Source organism: Parageobacillus caldoxylosilyticus NBRC 107762 (assembly GCF_000632715.1).
In the GTDB taxonomy this organism is placed as follows: Bacteria; Bacillota; Bacilli; order Bacillales; family Anoxybacillaceae; genus Saccharococcus; species Saccharococcus caldoxylosilyticus.
This window is the reverse complement of record NZ_BAWO01000008.1, coordinates 62,874-85,717: the sequence shown is the minus strand read 5'-3', so window position 1 is coordinate 85,717 and position 22,844 is coordinate 62,874. Positions and strand designations below refer to the sequence as shown.

20 protein-coding genes are annotated in these 22,844 nt (G+C 45.8%); 14 read left to right on the top strand and 6 right to left on the bottom strand.

Annotated elements, in window-relative coordinates:
- Positions 1 to 5 precede the first annotated feature (5 nt).
- A complete protein-coding gene (locus GCA01S_RS03900) occupies positions 6 to 644 on the bottom strand; it encodes a nitroreductase family protein (RefSeq protein ID WP_017434580.1) in 639 nt (212 codons plus the stop codon).
- Positions 645 to 906: 262 nt separating this feature from the next.
- Here GCA01S_RS03900 and GCA01S_RS03895 point away from each other — a divergent pair, with 262 nt between their 5' ends.
- Positions 907 to 2,055 carry a cation:proton antiporter gene (locus GCA01S_RS03895; RefSeq protein WP_042407372.1) on the top strand — a complete coding sequence of 383 codons (1,149 nt, stop codon included), beginning with the start codon at positions 907 to 909 and terminating at the stop codon, positions 2,053 to 2,055.
- A 45-nt stretch (positions 2,056 to 2,100) separates the two neighbouring features.
- On the opposite strand, the gene GCA01S_RS20815 is transcribed toward GCA01S_RS03895, so the two are convergent.
- Entirely contained in the window at positions 2,101 to 2,229 is a 129-nt protein-coding gene (locus GCA01S_RS20815) for a hypothetical protein (RefSeq protein WP_017434582.1), read from the bottom strand.
- Positions 2,230 to 2,252: 23 nt separating this feature from the next.
- Positions 2,253 to 3,017 (bottom strand): alpha/beta fold hydrolase, encoded by a 765-nt coding sequence (locus tag GCA01S_RS03890; protein ID WP_042407369.1) that lies wholly within the window; start codon positions 3,015 to 3,017, stop codon positions 2,253 to 2,255.
- A 179-nt stretch (positions 3,018 to 3,196) separates the two neighbouring features.
- Here GCA01S_RS03890 and glcT point away from each other — a divergent pair, with 179 nt between their 5' ends.
- The 4 genes from glcT (at position 3,197) to ptsP (ending at position 8,428) form a co-directional block, all read left to right on the top strand.
- Positions 3,197 to 4,054 (top strand): glucose PTS transporter transcription antiterminator GlcT, encoded by an 858-nt coding sequence (gene glcT, locus GCA01S_RS03885; RefSeq protein ID WP_017434584.1) that lies wholly within the window; start codon positions 3,197 to 3,199, stop codon positions 4,052 to 4,054.
- Positions 4,055 to 4,303: 249 nt separating this feature from the next.
- The gene (ptsG, locus tag GCA01S_RS03880) at positions 4,304 to 6,334 is read left to right on the top strand and encodes a glucose-specific PTS transporter subunit IIBC (RefSeq protein ID WP_042407366.1); all 2,031 of its coding nucleotides are present in this window, start codon (positions 4,304 to 4,306) and stop codon (positions 6,332 to 6,334) included.
- Positions 6,335 to 6,440: 106 nt separating this feature from the next.
- Positions 6,441 to 6,707, top strand: coding sequence for a phosphocarrier protein HPr (locus GCA01S_RS03875; RefSeq protein ID WP_017434586.1), 267 nt, complete (start codon positions 6,441 to 6,443; stop codon positions 6,705 to 6,707).
- Positions 6,707 to 8,428, top strand: a complete 1,722-nt coding sequence (ptsP, locus tag GCA01S_RS03870; protein WP_042407364.1) for a phosphoenolpyruvate--protein phosphotransferase — start codon at positions 6,707 to 6,709, stop codon at positions 8,426 to 8,428. The genes GCA01S_RS03875 and ptsP overlap by 1 nt, the downstream gene beginning before the upstream one ends.
- A 41-nt stretch (positions 8,429 to 8,469) precedes the next feature.
- On the opposite strand, the gene yyaC is transcribed toward ptsP, so the two are convergent.
- From yyaC to GCA01S_RS03855, 3 genes are all read right to left on the bottom strand, one after another.
- Positions 8,470 to 9,021 (bottom strand): spore protease YyaC, encoded by a 552-nt coding sequence (yyaC, locus tag GCA01S_RS03865; protein WP_017434588.1) that lies wholly within the window; start codon positions 9,019 to 9,021, stop codon positions 8,470 to 8,472.
- An 84-nt stretch (positions 9,022 to 9,105) separates the two neighbouring features.
- Entirely contained in the window at positions 9,106 to 9,777 is a 672-nt protein-coding gene (locus GCA01S_RS03860) for a GNAT family N-acetyltransferase (protein WP_017434589.1), read from the bottom strand.
- A 92-nt stretch (positions 9,778 to 9,869) separates the two neighbouring features.
- The gene (locus GCA01S_RS03855) at positions 9,870 to 10,052 is read right to left on the bottom strand and encodes a DUF5370 family protein (protein ID WP_026078413.1); all 183 of its coding nucleotides are present in this window, start codon (positions 10,050 to 10,052) and stop codon (positions 9,870 to 9,872) included.
- Positions 10,053 to 10,218: 166 nt separating this feature from the next.
- Here GCA01S_RS03855 and GCA01S_RS03850 point away from each other — a divergent pair, with 166 nt between their 5' ends.
- The 9 genes from GCA01S_RS03850 to GCA01S_RS03810 all read left to right on the top strand — a co-directional run bounded on the left by GCA01S_RS03850 (position 10,219) and on the right by GCA01S_RS03810 (position 22,715).
- Positions 10,219 to 12,195 (top strand): methyl-accepting chemotaxis protein, encoded by a 1,977-nt coding sequence (locus GCA01S_RS03850; RefSeq protein ID WP_026078414.1) that lies wholly within the window; start codon positions 10,219 to 10,221, stop codon positions 12,193 to 12,195.
- A gap of 269 nt (positions 12,196 to 12,464) precedes the next feature.
- Positions 12,465 to 15,323, top strand: a complete 2,859-nt coding sequence (locus GCA01S_RS03845) for a 2-oxoglutarate dehydrogenase E1 component (protein WP_017434592.1) — start codon at positions 12,465 to 12,467, stop codon at positions 15,321 to 15,323.
- A 26-nt stretch (positions 15,324 to 15,349) separates the two neighbouring features.
- Positions 15,350 to 16,630, top strand: a complete 1,281-nt coding sequence (gene odhB / locus GCA01S_RS03840; protein WP_042407357.1) for a 2-oxoglutarate dehydrogenase complex dihydrolipoyllysine-residue succinyltransferase — start codon at positions 15,350 to 15,352, stop codon at positions 16,628 to 16,630.
- A 133-nt stretch (positions 16,631 to 16,763) separates the two neighbouring features.
- Entirely contained in the window at positions 16,764 to 16,994 is a 231-nt protein-coding gene (locus GCA01S_RS03835; protein ID WP_042407354.1) for a hypothetical protein, read from the top strand.
- A 205-nt stretch (positions 16,995 to 17,199) separates the two neighbouring features.
- Positions 17,200 to 17,985, top strand: a complete 786-nt coding sequence (locus GCA01S_RS03830; protein ID WP_042407350.1) for an SDR family oxidoreductase — start codon at positions 17,200 to 17,202, stop codon at positions 17,983 to 17,985.
- 67 nt (positions 17,986 to 18,052) lie between these two features.
- Positions 18,053 to 18,946, top strand: a complete 894-nt coding sequence (locus tag GCA01S_RS03825) for an NAD(P)-dependent oxidoreductase (protein ID WP_255212255.1) — start codon at positions 18,053 to 18,055, stop codon at positions 18,944 to 18,946.
- A 128-nt stretch (positions 18,947 to 19,074) separates the two neighbouring features.
- On the top strand, positions 19,075 to 20,283 hold the full coding sequence (locus GCA01S_RS03820) for an acyl-CoA dehydrogenase (RefSeq protein ID WP_017434600.1): 1,209 nt from the start codon (positions 19,075 to 19,077) through the stop codon (positions 20,281 to 20,283).
- Between the two features lie 16 nt (positions 20,284 to 20,299).
- A complete protein-coding gene (locus GCA01S_RS03815; protein WP_042407346.1) occupies positions 20,300 to 21,079 on the top strand; it encodes an SDR family oxidoreductase in 780 nt (259 codons plus the stop codon).
- 16 nt (positions 21,080 to 21,095) lie between these two features.
- Positions 21,096 to 22,715, top strand: coding sequence for a long-chain-fatty-acid--CoA ligase (locus GCA01S_RS03810; RefSeq protein WP_017434602.1), 1,620 nt, complete (start codon positions 21,096 to 21,098; stop codon positions 22,713 to 22,715).
- Positions 22,716 to 22,844: the final 129 nt, after the last annotated feature.

The following is a 22,844-nucleotide window of genomic DNA, read 5'->3' as shown; positions in this document are numbered from 1 at the left end:
TACCGTTATTGCTCCACCCATGTCGTAATGGCCTCAACTGGCAGCCGTGTTGTATGGCGGGCAGGGGCAATGCTTTTGCCAATCGTAATAAGCATAGTTGGAATATAGCGGTCGGAAATATGAAAAGCCTGCTTAAATTGGTTGACATCAAAACCGCCGATCGGGCATGTTGCCCATCCTTTTGCCGTCGCTGCCAGCATCAGCTGCATGGCGGCAAGCGCAGCGTTTTGGAATGCCGCGTCGCGAACATACTGTTTATTGGTATATGCCATTTCAATTTGTTGAGCAATCCGTTCCTTCGTCTCCTTTGATATTTGTCCTTGTTGCACTAATGGATCATATACTGCGTCTGTGTTTCGATTCGCTTCTAAATCGCCCAACACCGCAATCACGGCAGAGGCATCAAGAATTTGCTGCTGATGATAGGCGATCGGATATAGGCGCTGTTGCGCTGTTTTTCCGTGAATAACGACAAAATGCCAATGTTGCAAATTCCATGCTGACGGTGCTTTTCCCGCCGTTTCAATGATATCGCGCAGCTCCTCTTTGCTAATGGAAACGTTAGGATCATATTTCCGCACAGATTTCCGTTCGTTAATAACGGTAAAAAAATCTTTTTTAGATGTAGTATTCGTGCTGGTCATTTTTACTGCCTCCATTCGCTGTCTGGTTGAAATAACAATTTGTAACAAAAAGGATTTGTTATCAACATATATCTAACTTTTCCTATTGTCAATTTTTTTACTCGATACGACATAAATGTGGATATAGTGCGGAGCATAAGGAACATGTTATTTTCAGAAGAAAACGGAACAGGCGTTTTCCAGTTTTTCATTAAGATGAAACCATTATACATGCTAACCGTATTTTAATTGAGACAAAAATAATGAAAAAGGAGAGTGAGCAATGTTAATTGCCCAGTTAGCAGCGATTTTATTTGCCTCGAAAATTGCGGGGGATGTAGCCGTACGGTGCGGACAGCCGGCTGTGCTTGGAAAATTGTTGATTGGTATCGTACTTGGGCCAAGCGTATTAGGGGTTGTGGAGGATACGGAAGTTTTAAAGGAAATCAGTCAAATCGGTGTTATTTTGTTAATGTTTATTGCTGGATTAGAAACAGATGTAGAACAATTTAAGCGGACAGGAAAAGCTGCGACATATGTCGGTGTCCTTGGCATCATTGTTCCGCTTGTCCTGGGATATGCAGCCGGAGCGGGAATGGGGTTATCGGCTGAAAAGGCAGTATTCCTTGGCCTGTTGCTATCAGCGACAAGCGTCAGCATCTCCGTGCAGGCATTGAAGGAAATGGATCAGCTGAAATCGAAGGAAGGCTCGGCAATTTTAGGGGCGGCGGTCATTGACGATATTCTCGTCATCATTGCGCTTGCGTTTTTAATGAGTTTGACCGGCAGCGATGTCCATCTTGGTGCGATCATTTTGAAAAAGGTTGCGTTCTTTGTCGTTGCCATTTTATTGGCATGGAGAGTCGTTCCGCTTGTGTTGCGGCTGTTTGCCCCGTTGCGTGTGACGGAATCGGTTATTTCTGCTGGCTTGATTGTCTGCTTTGCTTTTGCCTGTTTTGCGGAAGTCACGGGAGTGGCGGCGATTATCGGTGCATATATCGCTGGATTAGCTGTCAGTTTTACGAATTATAGGAAAGAAGTGTTTGAAAAAACCGAAACGATTGGTTACGCCATTTTTGTACCAGTCTTTTTTACTTCCATCGGGGTGGCCGTCGAATTTTCCGGCGTGTTTGAGCATATTTGGCTTCTGCTCGGATTAAGCGTATTAGCCGTATTGACGAAACTGGTCGGCGCTGCGTTGGGAGCAAAACTGGCTGGATTTTCCTGGAATAGCGCGCTTGCTGTTGGGGCCGGAATGGTTTCCCGTGGTGAAGTGGCGTTAATTATCGCCGGAATCGGATTGGAGACAAAGCTGTTGCCGCCTGATTTGTTTGCTGTTCTTGTCGTGGTAGTGCTTGTAACAACCATTGTTACCCCTCCGTTATTAAAGGCGATTTTCAAGCGAAAGCAAGCTTCCACACGGGCGGCGTAGCAAAAACGAAGGAGGCGAATGGGAATCGCGCCTCCTTTGTTTTTTTCACGAACGATTTTTTTTCGCCTGTTTGGCTGTGTCAACGCTATCTTTTTCCATTTCTGCTTCTGCTTTAGAAACGGTCGGATTGGCTACTTCCTGGCTTACTTTATTTTGCCGCCCTTTTTTAGACATAGTGTTTCCTCCTTTTTTCCATATTACGTTATACAGTATGTCTTTAAAATTCCATTTAATTCGCAATGGTGTTTGATCGGAATTTGGTGGCGCGCCTTGTCAATGTAGACTACCTTTGCATGGGGAACGGTTTTTTTGAAAATTTTCGCATATGGGTGCATATAGTAGTCGCTGGCGCCGTAAATAAGAAGGAGCGGCATGCGCAGCGATGAAAGTCGCGTCGTGCAGCGATATATTAACCCTTTTTCATACATGTCTACTAAATCGCGTTTGTTGACTAACTGTACATATTGTTTAATTTCCCGTTTTTCCTTTTTATTGCTTCCGTGCGCTTTTGCCAGTATGTTAGCAAGTAAAGATATAGCACCGAGTTTTACTGTATAGATGCCAAGCAGAAATTCGTAACGAAGCAGTGGAGTACACACTTCAGGAAATCCTCCGATTAAAGCGAGCATTTTTACTTTATCAGAGTAGCGCAGTGCAAATTCTAATGCGATCGAACCACCGTTTGAATAGCCACAAATCACCGCCTGTTTTATATGGAGCGCATCAAGCAAAACGTGTAAATCATCGGCCAATAGTGGAATGGTAATAGGGCGATTCGATGAGCTGCTTTTTCCATTGCCGCGCATATCGTACATAATGACGCGAAAATGATGGGCTAAAGATTGCTGGCGACAGAAAACGACATGACCCATTCCGGGTGGATGTATAAATATAAGAGGCGTTCCGCTCCCTGTTTCCTCGTAGTAAAGATGAACGTTTTTCTCTACGGTGATGTAAGGCATTCCAATCCCCCCCTGTTCTTAATCTCTCATAGTATGAATAGATGCATCGAAAACTATCCAAAAAGCGCAGCCTTTCCCGTTAACATTTTTTTCATTTGAGCGCATGTTCATTGACAATTTATAATAGTCGAGTAAGATGATAATATTGCAGACGTTTCATTTTAAAGGAGTGGACTTTTGTGACGGAGTCGTTTTGTGTCGAAAAAGTGCTGAATAATAACGTATTGATCGCTTCACATCCAGCGTATGATGAAGTGGTATTGCTAGGAAAAGGCATTGGATTTGGAAAGAAAAAAGGTGACTATATTGAACAAAATGCGGTGGAAAAATGTTTCATTTTAAAAAATGAGCGGGAACAAGAACAATATAAAAAATTGCTCCCGGAACTGGATGAAGAATTTATTGGGCTGATGAATGAAGTGATCCAGCACATTAAACAGCGACTAAACGCTCCGTTAAACGAGCATATTCATGTTGCGCTGACCGATCACATTTCATTCACACTAAAGCGCTTGAAACAAGAGCTCGATTTAAAAAATCCTTTTTTAGTGGAAACGAAAAGTTTATATCCGCTGGAGTACGAAATTGCCTGTGAAGTAGTCGAGATGATTAACAAAAAATTAGGAGTAAAGCTACCGGAAGGGGAAGCTGGATTTATCGCACTCCATATTCATAGCGCTATTTCCAAGCAAAGCCTTTCTGAAGTCAACCAACATTCCCAATTGATTGCCAAGCTTGTCCAAATTGTCGAACAACAATTGGATATTACGATCGATCACAACAGCATTCATTATTTGAGGTTTGTCCGTCATTTGCGCTATGCGATTGAACGGATCAAAAAAGGGGAAAAAGTCGAAGAACCAAAAAAATTGTCGAAAATCTTGAAAGAAGCGTATCCACTATGCTATAATACGGCGTGGAAATTAATAAAAGTGATGCAACAAACGTTGCAAATGCCAGTAGACGACGCAGAAGCCGTATATTTAACGATGCATTTGCAAAGATTGTCGAAAAAGGAAGCGGAAACAATCGAATAAAATTGTCTCGCTTTACGTGTTACTGATTCGATCAGGCATGAGTAAAGAAGACAAAGTAGGGCGGCAACAAGAGAGGTTATTTATTTCTCTTGTTGTAAGCGTTCTATTTTTGTCGTTCTTTGCTTATGCCTTTGTTTTTTATGAAAGCGGATTATATTCGCTGTGAAAAACAGTCTACGAAATGAAATTGCGGTACATGAACGTAACGTTTGTTGCAAAACTTATATAAAAGAAAAGGAGGTTATCGAGATGAAAAAAGTGTTTGGCACGCTGCAAAAAGTCGGTAAAGCGCTGATGTTGCCGGTAGCGATTTTGCCGGCGGCCGGGATTTTGCTGGCGTTTGGTAACGCGCTGAAAAACCCGGCATTAACCGATAAAATTCCTGCCTTAAAAGCGGATTGGATCGTGCTTGTTTCCAATGTCATGGAACAGGCAGGCGGCATTGTGTTTTCGAACCTTTCGCTCCTCTTTGCCGTTGGGGTAGCGATTGGACTAGCCGGTGGTGACGGTGTTGCCGGGCTTGCGGCAATTATTGGTTATTTAATTATGAATATCACCATGAGCGTGATATTAGGCGTCACGCCAGATATGATTGGGGACAATCCTGCATTTGCGAATATATTAGGAATTCCGACATTACAAACTGGTGTATTCGGCGGGATTATTGTCGGGATATTGGCTGCTTACATGTATAATAAATATTTCAACATTGAATTGCCGCAATACCTAGGCTTTTTTGCCGGAAAACGTTTTGTGCCAATTATTACAGCAGCATCTGCGGTATTGCTTGGAATTATTATGACATGGGTATGGCCGCCGATTCAGCACGGTTTAAATGCGTTTTCGCATAATATGATTGATGCTAATAAGACATTAGCTGCATTTATTTTCGGAGTTATTGAGCGGGCGCTAATTCCGTTTGGATTGCATCATATTTTCTACGCGCCATTCTGGTTTGAATTTGGCGAATATGTCAATAAGGCCGGACAAGTAGTGCATGGTGACCAAAAAATCTTTTTCGAACAATTAAAAGATGGAGTGCCATTAACAGCGGGAACGTTTATGACAGGAAAATTCCCGTTCATGATGTTTGGTCTTCCAGCAGCGGCGCTTGCGATTTATCATGAAGCGCGTCCGGAAAACAAAAAAGTGGTTGCCGGCATTATGGGCTCAGCGGCGCTTACTTCGTTCTTGACCGGGATTACGGAACCGATTGAGTTCTCGTTCCTGTTCGTTGCACCAGCATTGTTTGCGATCCATACGATTTTTGCCGGACTGTCGTTTATGATTATGCACATATTAAATGTCAAAATCGGCATGACTTTCTCCGGCGGGGTTATTGACTTCCTGCTATTTGGCGTACTGCCAAACCGGACGGCATGGTGGCTTGTCATTCCGGTCGGATTAGTGTTTGCCGTCATCTACTACTTCGGATTCCGCTTTGCGATCCGCAAATGGGATTTAGCAACACCAGGGCGTGAAAAAGTGACAGAAGAAGCGCCAACGGTGAAAGCAGAAGCGGACGATCTTCCGTACGAAGTGCTGGCGGCGCTTGGCGGCAAAGAAAACATTGCCCATTTAGACGCATGCATCACCCGTTTGCGGGTTTCGGTCAACGATATTCAACGAGTCGATAAAGATCGCTTAAAAGCGTTAGGCGCAGCGGGTGTTTTGGAAGTTGGAAACAATGTACAGGCGATCTTCGGACCAAAATCCGATATGTTAAAAGGGCAAATCAAAGACATTATGGAAGGAAAAGCTCCAGCACGGACAAAAGAAGAGCCGGCGGCAGCGGAGAAGACAAAAGACGACGTAAAAGACGTAAAAGCGGAAGCGATCGCTTCGCCGATGACAGGGGAAATCGTTCCGCTGGAGGAAGTGCCGGACCAAGTCTTTTCCCAAAAAATGATGGGGGACGGCTTTGCCATTATGCCGACAGACGGAACCGTCGTGTCTCCGGTTGACGGAAAAATTATCAACGTATTCCCGACAAAACACGCGATCGGCATCGAATCGGCGGCAGGTCATGAAATTTTAATCCACGTTGGCATCGATACAGTCAAGTTGAACGGTCAAGGCTTCGAAGCGCTGGTGAAACAAGGCGATGAAGTGAAAAAAGGCCAGCCTATTTTACAGGTGGATTTAGAATACGTGAAAAACAACGCTCCTTCGATAGTAACACCAGTCATTTTCACGAATTTGCAGACGCAAGAAGCGATTCGTGTAGCAAAACAAGGAGCGGTTACAAAAGGAGAAGACCGCATCGCTGAAATCGGTTAACGGTGTGAATTTTCTTCGGCGAATTTCATTAGTTCTTCATTGAAGAAAGACAATATTATTTGGTATGATGACAAAGAAAAATATAAGGAAAAGGGGAATGATGACAATGGCTGAAAAAGTGTTTAAAGTAACTTCAGAATCTGGAATCCATGCTCGCCCGGCAACGATTCTTGTTCAAACAGCGAGCAAATTCAACAGCGACATTCATTTAGAGTACAACGGCAAAACGGTAAACTTAAAATCGATTATGGGCGTTATGTCTTTAGGCATTCCAAAAGGAGCTGAAATCAAAATTACGGTCGAGGGGGCAGATGCAGCAGAAGCGATGGCAGCATTGACAGAAACTTTATCTAAGGAAGGCCTTGCACAATAATGACAAAGACGATCCAAGGGATTGCTGCATCGAGCGGTATCGCCATTGCGAAGGCGTACCGCTTAGAAACCCCTAACCTTGTTGTAGAGAAAAAAGAAATTGTGGATCCACAAACAGAAGTGGCGCGTTTCGAAACAGCGGTAGCACAAGCCAAGGAAGAGCTCGAAGCCATCAAACGGCATGCGTTAAAGCAATTAGGTGAAGACAAAGCAGCGATTTTTGCCGCTCATCTGCTTGTATTAGATGATCCGGAATTACTAAATCCGGTAAAAGAAAAAATCCAAACTGAAAAGGTAAACGCCGAATATGCATTGCATGAAACCGCATCGATGTTCATTTCCATGTTTGAAGCGATGGATAACGAATATATGAAGGAACGCGCTGCTGACATCCGCGATGTCACCAAACGCGTACTTGCCCATCTTCTTGGAGTGGCGATTTCGAATCCGAGCTTGATTGCCGAAGAAGTCATCATTGTCGCGGAAGATTTAACCCCGTCTGATACGGCTCAGTTAAACCGTCAATATGTCAAAGGGTTTGCTACAGATGTCGGAGGACGTACATCCCATTCTGCTATTATGGCAAGATCAATGGAAATCCCGGCAGTTGTCGGCACAAAACAAGTGACAGCGGAAGTGCAAAATGGTGATATCGTTATTATCGATGGACTAGATGGACAAGTTGTTGTCAATCCGACGCCGGACGTGCTTGCCCACTACGAGGAAAAACGCGCGCGCTATGAAGCGCAAAGAGCGGAATGGGCGAAGCTCGTTCATGAAAAAACGGTGACAAGCGACGGCTATCATGTCGAACTTGCTGCAAATATCGGTACGCCGGATGATGTCAAAGGGGTACTGGAAAACGGGGCGGAAGGAATCGGGCTGTACCGTACGGAATTTTTATACATGGGCCGTTCCGAGCTGCCGACAGAGGAAGAACAATTTGAAGCCTATAAAACGGTGCTGGAGCGAATGGAAGGAAAACCAGTTGTCGTGCGCACGCTGGACATCGGCGGCGATAAGGAATTGCCATATTTAGATCTGCCAAAAGAAATGAACCCGTTTTTAGGATTCCGCGCCATCCGCCTTTGCTTAGAAATGCAAGATATGTTCCGCACGCAGCTTCGCGCCTTGCTGCGGGCAAGCGTGTACGGGAATTTGAAAATTATGTTCCCGATGATTGCGACGCTTGATGAATTTCGCCAAGCGAAGTCGATTCTTTTAGAAGAAAAAGAAAAACTGGAGCGTGAAGGCGTACCAGTGGCTGACGATATTGAAGTCGGCATGATGGTGGAAATTCCGGCGGCTGCGGTGCTTGCCGATCAATTTGCCAAAGAAGTCGATTTCTTTAGCATCGGCACCAATGACTTAATTCAGTATACGATGGCGGCCGACCGCATGAACGAACGTGTTTCCTACCTTTACCAACCGTATAATCCAGCGATTTTGCGCCTTATTAGCAACGTCATTGATGCGGCGCATAAAGAAGGAAAATGGGCCGGAATGTGCGGAGAAATGGCGGGCGATGCGATTGCCATTCCGATTTTGCTTGGGTTAGGATTGGACGAATTCAGCATGAGTGCGACTTCCATTTTGCGGGCGCGCGCGCAAATGAAAAAATTATCGAAAGAAGAAGCAGCGCGCTTTAAAGAAACCGTCCTCTCGATGAACACGGCCGAAGAGGTTGTGGCGTTTGTAAAACAAACATTTCATATTGAATAAAAAATTAGCGGTGAAGTGGCTTCTTCACCGCTAGTTTTTTCTTAAGCAAGAATAGAAGAGGCCGGTTCGTAGCCAAACCGCTGCCGTACGGTAAGGGAAATTCCTAGAGCGATGGCTTTTGCCATTTGATACACGACATGTAAGTTTGTATATGGAAGCGCCGCAGCGTCTTTATCATCTTCCATCATTACCCCCATAATGCTCATATCGCCGACAGCAGGAAGTTTTTTGCCAAGGGCAGAGCCTGGGGCAAGCGATCCAGCGCGGATGACAATCGTATGGATATAGTCGGAAACGCCGACAACGCTATCAATCGCAATCGTATATGTTGATGGGGTTGTACGGATTTGTTTTATCATTTCTTTTATGTTCATCGCATCGACCGGTTGTTTCAAGTTCCCGATGACAGTCATATGTTTCGAATAAAGATTGGCCAACAGGGTTCCGACAAACGGCCCTAAACTGTCCCCGTTAATGCGGTTGCTGCCGATGCATAACACAATGAGGTGATCAACATACGGCGGAATTAATGAAAAAAGATGATTGCGAATAAGCAAAGGAGCTAATGGATTGTCATAGGAAATGGGCTTCATCGCCAGTCGTTCCCTTCTATTATCCTTTCCCTTCTTATTCGCGGCGTCTGCAATAAAATCCTTCTCTCATAAACTGCTAAATTTTTATACACAGCGCTTAAACGGGTTGCGCCACTCCATGAGCACAGCATAATTGAGAGACTCTTCGTCTTCTAAATAATTTTCGATGACTTGAATCGGGGTGCGGCCGCACCGCAATAAAAAGGTGATAACAGGATCCTTCAGCTCTCCTTTTAATACTTTTTCGAGATATTGCGCTGCCGATAGTCGCTCAGCATGGCGGTGATAGCCAGGCATTCTCCCGCCGCCAAGGAGGCGGTCGACATTTAAGCGGATGACTACTTCATACATCGATTGCATTAGCCATTTTCCAAGCCCCAGTTTACGGTAAGGAGGGGAAACGCAAATATCGACAACATATAATGTGTTTCCATCAGGTCGGTGATTGCGGATATAGCCGCCATCTGTTATTTCTTTCCACGTATGCGTCGGGTGGCTCGGGTCGAAATCGACAAGCAGGCCGGTCATCGATCCGACAATGCGTCCGTCTACTTCCACGCAAAGTGCTCCTTCAGGGAAAAGAGAAACATGATTAGTAAGCTGCTCTTCATTCCACCACAGTTCGGACGGAAACGGCGGCGGAAAACTTTCTTGCTGAACGCGGATTAATTGCGGGAAATCCTTTTCTGTATAGTTGCGAATAATGGCTTTATGTGGGACATCGCCGTCAAACACATACAATTCTTTCCAATACATCTTCATCCCCCTGTCTATCAATCTATCGTTGTTTCCATCATATAAGAATGATGGCAAAATCAGCAAGAAAAAACTGCTGTTTGTACAGCAGTTTAGTCGCTGCGCTGATCGATATAATGATCGATTAATGATTCGATTTGCTGTTCGTTCGGCTTTTTTCCAGTGAAATGGAACGTTACTTCATCAATCAGCACCCCGTCGCGGTATACATGCAGTGCCCCTTTTTGCTGGATGACGCTATATTCGATATCAAAAATATATCCATCCCGTTCGATAGCCCCATATCGTCTCTCACCTGCCTGTCCGTTAAGATTTCTTTCTTATTGTCTCGTTTTTGCCCGTGCTTCATGCGCTGAATAAGAATCTGCTCCTATAGACGCATGACGATAGTCCTTTGTATAATGAAGGCAAATTTCGACAAAAAAGGGGAGAAACAAAGTGGTGTTTAAAACATTGCGGATCAAGTTGATCATTCTAATGGCATTGCTAATGATTGTTTCCCTGGCCGCTACCCAGATTGTCGGAGTGGTCGAAACAAAAAAAATGATCCGCCAGGACGTTGAAAAACGCGCACAATCCATTTTAAACGGGGTGCTAGGCGATATTCGCGACAGTTTTCAAAGCGAGGAAAATAGCTTGCTTCAGTTTAGCGAATCGCCTATCGTCGAGGAAATGATCAAAAAAGAAGATGCCTGGCCGCTGCTTGACCGGCAGTTTCGCACATTTTTAAAAATCCACGAAAACGTTCAACTTGCCTACATTGGAACGGCCGCGAAAAAAATGTATACGACGCCGGCAGCGCCATTGCCTGACGGCTATGACCCGACTTCGCGTCCATGGTATAAAACAGCGGCGGAAAACCAGGATCGAGTCGTTTGGACCGAGCCATACATCGATGCGATAACAGGAAAAAATATCGTGACATTGGCAAAAGCGGTAACAGAAAACGGCCGCGTCATCGCTGTGCTCGGGATCGATATGACGCTGGATGCAGTGGAGAGAATTGTCAACAATAGCGAGGTTGGCTACCATGGGTACCCTGTGCTGTTTGACAGCAAGGGAGTCGCGATCGTTCATCCGCAATATAAGGGAAAAAATATGGCGAAAAACGCGGAAGTCCAATATATGTTAAAGAATAAAAGCGGCTTTTATACATATACATCCGGGAACGAAAAGCGGGTGGTGTACTTTACGACGATTCCTGAACTCGGATGGAAAGTCGGCACCGTATATAAAGAAAGAGATTTATTGGCGATGAGCAATTCCCTTGCCATGAAAATGTTTATCATCACCGTGGCCGCATTATTGCTTGCCATTGTTGTTATTTATTTCCTCGCCCGTTCGATTTCGAAACCGGTCATTGCGCTTCAGCACCAAGCTGAAAAAGTCGCAGAAGGGGATTTAACGGTGCATGTGCGCGTAAAATCAAAAGACGAAATAGGGCAGCTGGCCGATCACTTCAATCATATGATTGCGCAAATGCGGGCCCTCATTCAGCAAGTCAATGAATCGGTAGAGGAGCTCGCCGCCTCCGCTGACCACCTTAGTTCTGTTTCCGAGGAAACGATGGCGACAAGCGAACAAGTGGCCAGCGCCATTAATGATATTGCCAAAGGAACGACGGAGCAAGCGGGCGATTTAGATACGATCAATGAACGGACAGCGGCGTTGTCTGCACAAATCGAAACGGTAACACAGTCGACGGCAAACATGCAAACGCTGTCGAATGAAACGAAAGCGGCTAGTTATGACGGCCTAGAAAATTTAAATATGCTGCAGCTAAAATCCGATGAGGCGAAAAAAGAACTATTTGCGGTAGAAAAAGTAATGAAAGATTTAGTAAGAAAGATGGAAGAAATTGATGGGGTGATCCAAACAATTACAGCCATTTCCGGACAGACGAATTTGCTTGCCTTAAATGCGAGTATTGAAGCGGCACGGGCGGGAGAACATGGAAAAGGATTCGCCGTCGTCGCGGATGAGGTGCGCAAATTAGCGGAGCAGTCGGCAAGGGCAACCGAGCTGATCCACCAAACGATTGCCGTGATTCAGCAGCAAGTGAGTCTGGCGATGCAGGCGGTGAATCACTCGAAAGACATGTACGAACAGCAGCAGCAAGCTGTCCACACAACAGGCGATTCATTTGTCAAGATCGTCACGATGATGGAAGAGTTAACAACAGCGATTGCCGAAATTACAGAAGAAGCAAAGCGAATGAATGAAAGCAAAGAGGATGTCATTGGAGCGATGCAAAATATTTCCGCCGTCGCTCAGCAGTCCGCGGCAGCGGCGGAAGAAGTAGCGGCATCCGCCGATGATCAGCTGCAGGCGTTAGGAACGGTGACGGAATCGGCAGAAAAATTAAGCGAGATGAGCCGGCAGCTGCAAAAACTAGTAGAAAAATTTAAAATATCATGATTATGGATTGTTGCGTGCGTTCTATCGCTGCCACTTTTTTTCTCTTTTTTCAAAAAAAAAAATAAATTATTGGAGATTTTCATGTTTAATCGTCGATTTTAATGAATGATAGTGCTACAATATACATTGAAAACGTTTATAAAGTTATTTCCTTGTTTATTTGGGAACAATGAGAAGAAGGCAAGCGGGCCCTGTTCGCAATTTTTCTTGATGCGTATGGGGGCGCCAAACGATCCCAAATAAACGAAAACTGGTTGGAGGTTTTTATAATGGCAAAGCAGACGATCAACGATGCACAACCATGGAGTCAATTTTATGGGCCAAACCTCGGGTACGTGATGGAAATGTATGAGCAGTATCTTGAGGATCCAGACAGGGTTGACCCTGAGTTGAGGCAATTATTCGAGCAGTGGGGAGCTCCGACAACGGAAACAGAACCGTTTGTGCCAAGCGAGGAGATCGCCAAAACGCATCAGACGTTCCGTCTCCCGGAAAATCCAACGATATTCAGCAAGCTTGTTGCTGCTGTAAAACTAGCGGACAATATCCGCCGTTACGGCCATCTGGCAGCCGATATTAACCCATTAAACAAACAAAATAAAGACACGCGCCGCATCGAATTAAGCGAATATGATTTGACGGAGGAAGATTTAAAACAAATTCCTGTCGCGTTTCTTTGTCCGCATGCACCGGCGCATGTCAAAAATGGATTGGATGCCATTAATCATTTACGGAAAGTATATACAGATAAAATTGCGTTTGAATTTTCACAAGTACATAATTTGGAGGAAAAAAACTGGCTCATCCAACAAATTGAGTCAGGAGCATATTATCCGAGTTTAACAAGCGATGAGAGAGTGGCATTGCTCCGCCGCCTTACGGAAGTGGAAGGATTTGAAAAATTTATTCATCGTACATTTGTCGGACAAAAGCGGTTTTCGATTGAAGGTTTAGATGCTATGGTGCCGCTATTAGACGAACTTGTTCGCCAGTCGATTGAAAAGGAAATCAATGCGGTAAATATTGGCATGGCGCACCGCGGCCGTTTGAATGTGCTTGCCCACGTCCTTGGCAAACCATATGAAATGATTTTTGCCGAATTCCAGCACGCGGAAAGCAAAGATTTTATTCCTTCGGAAGGATCGGTAGCCATTACCTACGGCTGGACGGGGGATGTGAAATACCATTTAGGGGCGGCTCGCCGTCTGCGCAATGAAAATGAACATACAATAAGAATTACGCTGGCAAACAATCCAAGCCATCTGGAAGTCGTGAATCCGGTTGTGTTAGGCTTTACGCGCGCCGCTCAGGAAAATCGCAAAAACGCCGGAAAACCACTGCAAAATACGGATTCGTCGTTTGCGATTATGATTCACGGAGACGCGGCATTCCCTGGGCAAGGAATTGTGGCCGAAACATTGAATTTGAGCCAATTGCAAGGGTATCGGACGGGTGGATCGATTCATATTATTGCTAATAATATGATCGGTTTTACGACAGAAAGCTATGATTCTCGTTCGACAAAATATGCGTCCGATATTGCCAAAGGATTTGAAGTGCCGATTGTGCATGTGAACGCCGATGATCCGGAAGCATGCCTGGCGGCGGCCAATCTTGCTTTTGCCTACCGTCAGCGCTTCAAAAAAGATTTTGTCATCGATTTAATCGGGTATCGCCGTTTTGGCCATAACGAAATGGATGAACCGATGGCGACAAATCCGACGATGTACAGCATCATTCAGCAACATCCAACCGTTCGTCAGCTTTACGCGCAAAAGCTGATCGCAAAAGGCATTGTTGCAAAAGAAGCGGTAGAAGAAATGGAACGGGAAGTAGCGGAAAGACTGAAAATTGCGTATGAAAAAGTTCCAAAAGATGAATCGAAGCTCGATTTTATTATGGATCCGCCGAAAACGGTTGCATGCAAATTGCCGGTTGTCAGAACGTCCGTGGAAAAAGATATATTGCAGCGGTTAAACAAAGAATTGCTGCAGTTCCCTGCCGATTTTCACGTGTTTAATAAGCTAGAGCGCATCTTAAAACGGCGTGAAGGAGTGTTTGACGGCAAAGGGAAAGTGGACTGGGCGCATGCGGAAATTCTTGCTTTTGCAACAATTTTACGCGATGGCGTGCCGATCCGCCTCACTGGACAGGATTCACAGCGCGGTACGTTCGCTCAGCGCCATCTCGTGCTTCATGATATGAAAACGGGCAAGGAGTTTGTTCCGCTGCACCACATCAGCGATGCGAAAGCTTCTTTTGTCGTCTACAACAGCCCGTTGACAGAAGCAGCTGTGCTCGGTTATGAATATGGCTATAACGTCTTTGCTCCGGAAACGCTTGTGCTGTGGGAAGCGCAATTTGGCGATTTTGCCAACATGGCGCAAGTGATGTTTGACCAGTTTATTTCATCCGGACGTGCGAAATGGGGGCAAAAATCCGGTCTCGTCATGCTGCTGCCGCATGGTTATGAAGGGCAAGGGCCGGAACATTCGAGCGGCCGTTTAGAACGGTTTTTGCAACTGGCGGCGGAAAACAACTGGACAGTAGCAAACTTGTCTACCGCTGCGCAGTACTTCCATATTTTGCGCCGACAAGCAGGCATTTTGCAAAGGGAAGAAGTCCGTCCGTTAGTGCTGATGACGCCAAAAAGCTTGCTGCGTCACCCGTTAGCAGCGTCGGAGGTGGAAGAGTTTACCAACGGTCAGTTCCATCCAGTCCTTGAACAAACAGGGCTTGGCAAAGATCATGAAAAAGTCGAGAGAATTATTTTAGGTACTGGAAAACTGATGATTGATTTAGCAGAGCAAATCAATAAAATGGAAGGACTCGATTGGCTCCACGTCGTACGCGTCGAAGAATTATATCCATTCCCGAAAGAAGAGCTGCAGGCGATTTTCGTGCGTTATCCAAATGTCAAAGAAATCGTCTGGATGCAAGAAGAACCGCAAAACATGGGAAGCTGGGGTTATATGGAGCCAAGACTGCGCGAAATCGCACCGGATGGAGTAGATGTCAGCTACATCGGCCGACGCAGACGGGCAAGCCCGGCAGAAGGCGATCCTGTTGTTCACCGGAAAGAGCAAGAACGCATTATTCGATGTGCATTAACGAAAAAAGAACAATAACGCAAGATTTTGAGGAGGGCATCAACGTGGCTGAAGTCAAAGTTCCAGAATTAGCAGAGTCTATCACAGAAGGAACCATTGCGCAATGGTTGAAAAAACCTGGCGACTACGTCGAAAAAGGCGAATCGATCTGCGAGTTGGAAACAGATAAAGTGAACGTCGAAATTATGGCGGAAGAATCCGGAGTATTGCAGCAAATTTTAGCAAATGAAGGGGATACGGTCGCCGTAGGGCAAGCGATCGCTGTCATTGGCGAAGGACAGGCTGCTCAGCCGGCTGCACAAGAAGCAGCAGCCAAAGCAACGCCGGAAGCAGTGCAAGAAACAAAAGAAACAGCGGTCAAAACGGAAGAAAAACAAGAACAACCAGTCATGGCTGGCAATCATCTGGCACAGCGCCCGATTGCTTCGCCGGCAGCGCGGAAAATCGCACGTGAAAAAGGCATCGATTTAACGCAAGTTCCTACGGTCGATCCGCTAGGACGCGTTCGCAAACAAGATGTCGAGTCCTTTGTCCAGCAGCAAGTGCAGCCGCATGCGCAACCGGCCTCATTTACCCCGCCGGTTCAGCAGCCGGCCCCAGCTGCCTTCAAACAAGATGACGGTAAACCGGTTGTCCGCGAGAAAATGTCGCGCCGCCGTCAGACGATTGCGAAGCGCTTGTTAGAAGTAACACAGTCTACGGCGATGTTGACAACGTTCAACGAAATCGATATGTCTGCCGTCATCGAACTGCGCAAACGGAAAAAAGATAAATTTTTCGAAGAACACGACGTCCGTCTCGGATTTATGTCATTCTTCGTCAAAGCGACGGTAGCAGCGCTGAAAAAATATCCTTATGTGAATGCGGAAATTCAAGGCGACGAAATTATTTTGAAAAAATACTATGATATCGGTGTCGCCGTTTCTACCGACGAGGGCTTAGTCGTTCCGGTGGTGCGCGATTGCGACCGGAAAAATTTTGCCGAAATCGAACGCGATATCGCCGAGTTGGCAGCGAAAGCGCGCAACAACAAATTATCGCTGAGCGATTTGCAGGGTGGAACGTTTACGATCACCAACGGTGGAGTGTTCGGGTCGCTCTTCTCTACGCCGCTGCTGAACGGTCCGCAAGTTGGGATTTTAGGGATGCATGCTATCAAACTTCGTCCGGTTGCGATTGACGAAGAACGAATCGAAAATCGTCCGATGATGTATGTGGCGTTATCGTATGACCATCGAATTATTGACGGGAAAGAAGCGGTCGGCTTCTTAAAAACGGTAAAAGACTTGATCGAAAATCCAGAAGACCTTCTATTAGAAAGCTGATAAAAAGGAGGCAGACTCCAAAAATCGTTTTTGGGGTCGCCTCTTTTTTCGTATTATGGAAAACAACGCGCCACTGTAAAAGGAATGATTTGTTCGATTGGAAGGAAAAATAGACAGAAAAGGAGGTATAAGCATGCCAGAGCGCGGAAGAAACGATCACCCTCATGATTTTCATTTCGATGGGGAAAGAGAGGGAATTCTAAACGATGCACTCGCGACAGAAGGAGATACATTAGGAGTGCGAAGCGATATAGGCCCGTTGCAACTAGCCAACCAAGAAAATCCATTTCATGTAGCGAAAGTGAATGTAGATGAAGAAATGAAACAATTTCGTTCCATAATGGATGGAGAAAAAAGAGGCTGATTCGAAAGTGGTATGATCCCCTACAGGTAGACAGCGAAAAAAGAGAACATCTGATATGATATTCTTAGGAGTCTACTTGGGAGGGGATTTTTTGTGGCGAAGAAAGGAACACCTTTTTAATCTATAAAAGTAAAGAAGGAAAAGCGATAAAATATAGCGAATAACTTTTAAATAAAAACATGTATAACAACAAGGAGGAAAAGATATGGAGTTGCGCTTGTCAGGAAAAACTGCACTTGTCGTCGCATCCAGTCAAGGCCTTGGGAAAGCCATTGCCCGCCAGCTTGTGTTGGAAGGGGCAAATGTCATGATTACAAGCCGAAATGAAGAGAAGCTGCAAGAGGTGGAAAAAGAATTACGAGATTTACATAAAGGACAAGTTGCCCACGTTCAAGCAGATATTACGAAGGTAGAAGATATTCGTCGTCTTGTGCAAAAAACGGTAGACACTTATGGAACCATTGATTTATTAGTGAACAACGCTGGGGGACCTCCAGCGGGAACGTTTGAAACGATTAGCGACGAAGATTGGTATCATGCGTTTGAATTGAATTTGCTTAGCTATATCCGCATGATTCGAGAAGCGCTCCCATACTTGAAGAAAAAGGGCGGCAAAATTGTCAACATCGCTTCTTCTTCCATTAAGGAGCCGATTCCGGGCTTGCTTTTATCCAATACGTTCCGCACTGGCATCGTCGGTTTAACCAAAACATTGGCTGTGGAATTTGCACCGTACAATATTTTAATTAATACAGTAGCGCCGGGGCGCATCGCGACGGAGAGGGTTGCCTTTTTAGACAAAATCAATGCCGAAAAATTGGGAATTTCGAAAGAAGAAATGGAAGCGCGGATGAAAAGCGCGATTCCCCTCGGCCGTTATGGCACACCGGAAGAATTTGCTAATGTGGTTACTTTCCTTCTTTCCGAAGCGAATTCGTATATTACCGGCCAATCGTTGATCGTTGACGGAGGAATGGTGAAAGCGATTTAAGCACCATTGTTTCTGTTTGAATTGACAAAAGAAGAATGATGCCTTATTTTTTCCAAGGGGCATTTTTGTGAACGAGCAGGGAGGGGAAAGCAAAATGAAAGCGATCGGTTTTATTGGTCTTGGCGTAATGGGAAAAAGCATGGCCCGCCATTTATTAAAAGCGGGATATCCGCTACTTGTTTACACCCGGACGAAAGAGAAAGCCAATGATCTCATCGAAGAAGGGGCAGTATGGAAAGAAACAGTTGCGGAGCTTGCCAAAGAAGCGGATGTAGTGATTACGATGGTTGGGTATCCGCAAGATGTCGAAGAAGTATATTTTGGCGACGAAGGAATTTTGGCGAATGCGAAAGAAGGAACCTATGTCATTGATATGACCACTTCTACCCCCACGCTTGCGAAAAAAATTTATCAAGAAGCAAAAAAAAGAAATATTTATGCGCTTGACGCCCCGGTTTCCGGCGGCGATATCGGTGCGAGACAAGGAACATTGACGATTATGGTTGGCGGGGATGAAGAAGTGTTTTCGGCGTGCAAGCCGATTTTAGAAAGACTGGGAACGAACATTATTCTTCATGGAAAAGCAGGAGCCGGTCAGCACACAAAAATGTGCAACCAAATTGCGATCGCCTCCAACATGATCGGTGTTTGCGAAGCGCTTGCCTATGCGAAGTGTTCAGGATTGGATCCATTTAAAGTACTAGAAAGCATCTCCCAGGGAGCGGCGGGGAGCTGGTCGTTGAGCAATTTAGCCCCTCGGATGCTTTCCGGCGACTTCAAGCCAGGTTTTTATGTGAAGCATTTTATTAAAGATATGAAAATTGCGTTAGAAGAAGCAGAAAAAATGAATTTGCAACTGCCAGGGCTGGAGCTGGCAAAATCAATGTATGAGGAGCTGGCAAAAGCAGGGGAAGAAAACAGCGGCACGCAAGCTTTATACAAACGCTATATCCAAGAATAAAGCGGCATCATCCTAATGATGCTGCTTTATTGCTATTTATCAAAAAATATTGAATATTTCTTTAAATAGGGTTATAGTAAAAATAAGGTTACATACTAACCGGTTAGTATAAAAAGGGAGGGGAAGCGATGGATTTTTCTTATTCGCCGAAAGTCAAAGAGTTGATCAAGAAATTAAGCGCTTTCATGGAAGACTATATTTATCCGAATGAAAAGGTATATGAGGAACAGCTGAATGCACAAGAATCCAGATGGTCCGGCGTTCCGCCGATTATGGAGGAATTAAAAGCAAAAGCGAAAAAAGAAGGGCTTTGGAATTTATTTTTGCCGGATAGTGAATACGGGGCAGGGCTGACGAACTTGGAGTATGCGCCGCTTTGCGAGATCATGGGCCGTTCGCTGATTGCGCCGGAAGTATTTAATTGCAGCGCTCCGGATACGGGAAATATGGAAGTGCTCGTCCGCTACGGCACGGAAGAGCAGAAGCAAAAATGGTTGATTCCGTTATTAAACGGGGAAATCCGTTCCTGTTTTTCCATGACAGAGCCAGACGTTGCCTCCAGTGATGCGACGAACATTTCTGCAAGCATTGTCCGCGATGGAGACGAATATGTTATTACCGGACGGAAATGGTGGTCGTCAGGAGCTGGCGATCCGCGCTGCAAAATTGCCATCGTCATGGGAAAAACAAATCCGGATGCTCCAAAATATGAGCAACAATCTATGATTCTAGTACCGCTTGATACGCCAGGCGTGAAAATTGAGAGGATGCTTCCGGTGTTTGGCTATGACCATGCTCCACACGGCCATGCAGAAATTACGTATGACCATGTCCGCGTCCCAAAAGAAAATATTATTTGGGGAGAGGGAAAAGGATTTGCCATTGCCCAAGGGCGGCTTGGTCCGGGGAGAATTCACCATTGCATGCGGCTGATCGGTGCGGCCGAACGGGCGCTTGAGTTGATGTGCCAGCGCGTGCAAAAAAGAGTTGCGTTTGGAAAGCCGCTTGCAGAACAAGGCGTCATTCGCGATTGGATTGCCCAGTCACGGATCGAAATCGAACAAGCACGGCTGCTTACATTGAAAGCGGCATACATGATGGATACGGTCGGCAATAAAGAGGCGAGAAAAGAAATTGCCATGATTAAAGTCGTCGCGCCAAACGTTGCCTTAAAAGTGATCGACCGGGCCATCCAAGCATTTGGCGCCGCTGGAGTCAGCAATGACTTCCCGCTCGCAGCGCTATGGGCGAACTCCCGTACGCTTCGCCTCGCCGACGGGCCGGATGAAGTGCATAAAAATCAAATCGCTAAATTAGAGTTACGACAATATCAATAAAAAGGAGAGAGGAGTCATGCATGTACTAGACTTATTTAAAATACCAGGAAAGACGGCCATCGTTACCGGAGGGGGACGCGGGCTTGGCGAACAGATTGCCACCGGCCTGGCAGAGGCAGGTGCCAACGTCGTTGTATGTTCGCGAAAACTGGAAGCGTGCGAACAAGTGAAAGAAAAGTTAGAACAGCTTGGCGTAAAAGCGCTTGCATTAAAATGCGATGTCACGAATCCAGAGGATGTGCAGCGCGTCGTCCAAACAACGGTGGATGAATTTGGGCAAATTGATATTTTAGTCAATAACAGCGGCGCGACATGGGGAGCACCAGTGGAAGAAATGCCGCTGGAGGCATGGCAAAAAGTCATCAACGTCAATGTGACCGGAACATTTCTCATGAGCCAAGCGGTCGGCAAAGTAATGATCAAGCAACGGAGCGGCAAAATCATCAATATTGCTTCTGTCGCAGGACTTGGCGGAACGAATCCGGAAATATTAAATACCATTGGTTATAACACAAGCAAAGGGGCCGTCATTACGTTTACGAAAGATTTGGCCGTAAAATGGGGAAGATACGGAATTCATGTCAATGCGGTCGCGCCGGGGTTTTTTCCAACGAAAATGTCAAAAGTCGTCCTTGAGCAAGTCGGGCAGAAAGTGTTGCAAAATACGCCGTTAGGACGATTTGGCGGCGAAGATGATTTAAAAGGAGCGGTATTATTTTTAGCGTCTCCGGCCTCTGATTTTGTGACAGGAGCGTTAATTGTTGTCGATGGTGGCAGCCACGCCTCAGGCGCTTAAAAGGAGGAAAGGAAAAGTGAATGAAAAGAAAGCGGCGGCATTATATCCAGAACATGTATCATTTCGGTTCGATATTCCCAACATCACATTATGCGATATTTTGCAAGAACGGGCCAAGCAATATCGCGACAATCCAGCTTTGACTTTCTATGATAAAGTGATTACGTACGGCGAGCTTGCCCATGCTGTGGAGAAGTTTGCATCGAGCTTGCAGCAGCAAGGCGTCCAAAAAGGCGACCGTGTTGCCATTATGCTGCCAAACTGTCCTCAGTATGTGATCGCTTACTATGCGATTTTGCGCATCGGCGCGATTGTGACACAAGTAAATCCGATGCTTGTGGAACGCGAGTTAATCCACTTGCTGACGGATTCAGGAGCAGAAACGATCGTGATTTATGATGCCGTTTACCCACGGCTGCAGGCGGTGCGTGATCATACGCCAATGAAGCGGGCCATCGTCGTCAGCTTTCAGCCATCCTCCTCTCATTCGCTAGATGCAAACGATGTGACATTTGAACAGTTTCTTGCTCAAGGAAGCGGGAACGTGCAGCCTGTTCCGATCGAGCCGGAGCATGATGTTGCGGTGCTGCAATATACGGGCGGAACGACGGGACGTTCGAAAGGAGCGATGCTCACCCATCGCAATATTTTAGCGAACGTCATGCAATGTGCCGAATTTTTCAAAGGCACCTATGAGTTGGGAAAAGAACGGTATTTTACGGTAATTCCGCTTTTCCACGTGTTTGCGATGACATCGGGCATGAATATGGCGATTTATGTCGGTGCCAACAATATTTTATTGCCGCGTTTTGAACTGAAGGAAGTGTTAGAGACGATTAAAGAGAAGCAACCGACTGTTTTCCCTGGAGTGCCGACAATGTATGTCGCAATTACGAATACACCAGGGGTAGAGCAATACGGCATCAACAGCATTAAAACGTGCAACAGCGGCAGCGCGCCGATGCCTCTAGAGCTGATGCGGGAGTTTGAAGCGAAAACCGGAGCTGCTGTGTTAGAGGGATACGGTTTATCGGAGGCATCGCCGGTAACGCACTGCAATCCGCCGTTTGCTGAAAGGAAACCGGGAACGGTCGGCATCGGCATGCCGATGACAGAATACAAAATTGTCGATGTTGCTACCGGAACAGAAGAACTTAAGCCAGGCGAGGTAGGAGAGTTAATTATTCGCGGCCCGCAGGTGATGAAAGGATATTGGAACATGCCGGAAGAAACAGCGGTGGCACTTCGGGATGGATGGCTATATACGGGTGACTTGGCAACCGTGGATGAAGAAGGATATGTAACCATCGTTGACCGGAAAAAAGATATGATTATTGCCGGCGGTTACAATATTTATCCTCGCGAAATTGAAGAAGTGCTGTATGAACATCCAGCAGTAAAAGAAGCGGTAGCAATCGGCGTGCCGGATGCATACCGCGGCGAAACAGTAAAAGCGATTATTGTCTTAAAAGACGGCAAGCAGGCAAGCGAAGAGGAGATTATCGCGCATTGCCGCCAAAATTTAGCCGCCTACAAAGTGCCGCGCATGATCGAGTTTCGCTCCGAATTGCCAAAAACAAACGTTGGCAAGATTTTGCGCCGCACTCTCCGTGAAGAGGCGCTCCGTTCGAAATAAGAAAAAATCCGCTCTTCCCAAACGGTCAAGCTCCATTGCCTGTTGCCAGACGGGCTTGACCGTTTTATGATAGAATGGCGATAACGAACATGATAGAGGGAAAGGTGGAAGAGCGTGAAAGAAAAAATT

Excerpts from the sequence above, each read along its gene's own strand:
- GCA01S_RS20815 (WP_017434582.1), bottom strand. The coding sequence starts at position 2,229 with ATGTCTAAAAAAGGGCGGCAAAATAAAGTAAGCCAGGAAGTAGCCAAT.
- GCA01S_RS03900 (WP_017434580.1), bottom strand. The coding sequence starts at position 644 with ATGACCAGCACGAATACTACATCTAAAAAAGATTTTTTTACCGTTATT.
- GCA01S_RS03845 (WP_017434592.1), top strand. The coding sequence starts at position 12,465 with ATGGCAAAGCAGACGATCAACGATGCACAACCATGGAGTCAATTTTAT.
- GCA01S_RS03815 (WP_042407346.1), top strand. The coding sequence starts at position 20,300 with ATGCATGTACTAGACTTATTTAAAATACCAGGAAAGACGGCCATCGTT.
- yyaC (WP_017434588.1), bottom strand. The coding sequence starts at position 9,021 with ATGAAGCCCATTTCCTATGACAATCCATTAGCTCCTTTGCTTATTCGC.
- ptsG (WP_042407366.1), top strand. The coding sequence starts at position 4,304 with ATGAAAAAAGTGTTTGGCACGCTGCAAAAAGTCGGTAAAGCGCTGATG.
- GCA01S_RS03890 (WP_042407369.1), bottom strand. The coding sequence starts at position 3,017 with ATGCCTTACATCACCGTAGAGAAAAACGTTCATCTTTACTACGAGGAA.
- GCA01S_RS03875 (WP_017434586.1), top strand. The coding sequence starts at position 6,441 with ATGGCTGAAAAAGTGTTTAAAGTAACTTCAGAATCTGGAATCCATGCT.
- ptsP (WP_042407364.1), top strand. The coding sequence starts at position 6,707 with ATGACAAAGACGATCCAAGGGATTGCTGCATCGAGCGGTATCGCCATT.
- GCA01S_RS03835 (WP_042407354.1), top strand. The coding sequence starts at position 16,764 with ATGCCAGAGCGCGGAAGAAACGATCACCCTCATGATTTTCATTTCGAT.
- GCA01S_RS03895 (WP_042407372.1), top strand. The coding sequence starts at position 907 with ATGTTAATTGCCCAGTTAGCAGCGATTTTATTTGCCTCGAAAATTGCG.
- GCA01S_RS03820 (WP_017434600.1), top strand. The coding sequence starts at position 19,075 with ATGGATTTTTCTTATTCGCCGAAAGTCAAAGAGTTGATCAAGAAATTA.
- GCA01S_RS03860 (WP_017434589.1), bottom strand. The coding sequence starts at position 9,777 with ATGTATTGGAAAGAATTGTATGTGTTTGACGGCGATGTCCCACATAAA.
- GCA01S_RS03830 (WP_042407350.1), top strand. The coding sequence starts at position 17,200 with ATGGAGTTGCGCTTGTCAGGAAAAACTGCACTTGTCGTCGCATCCAGT.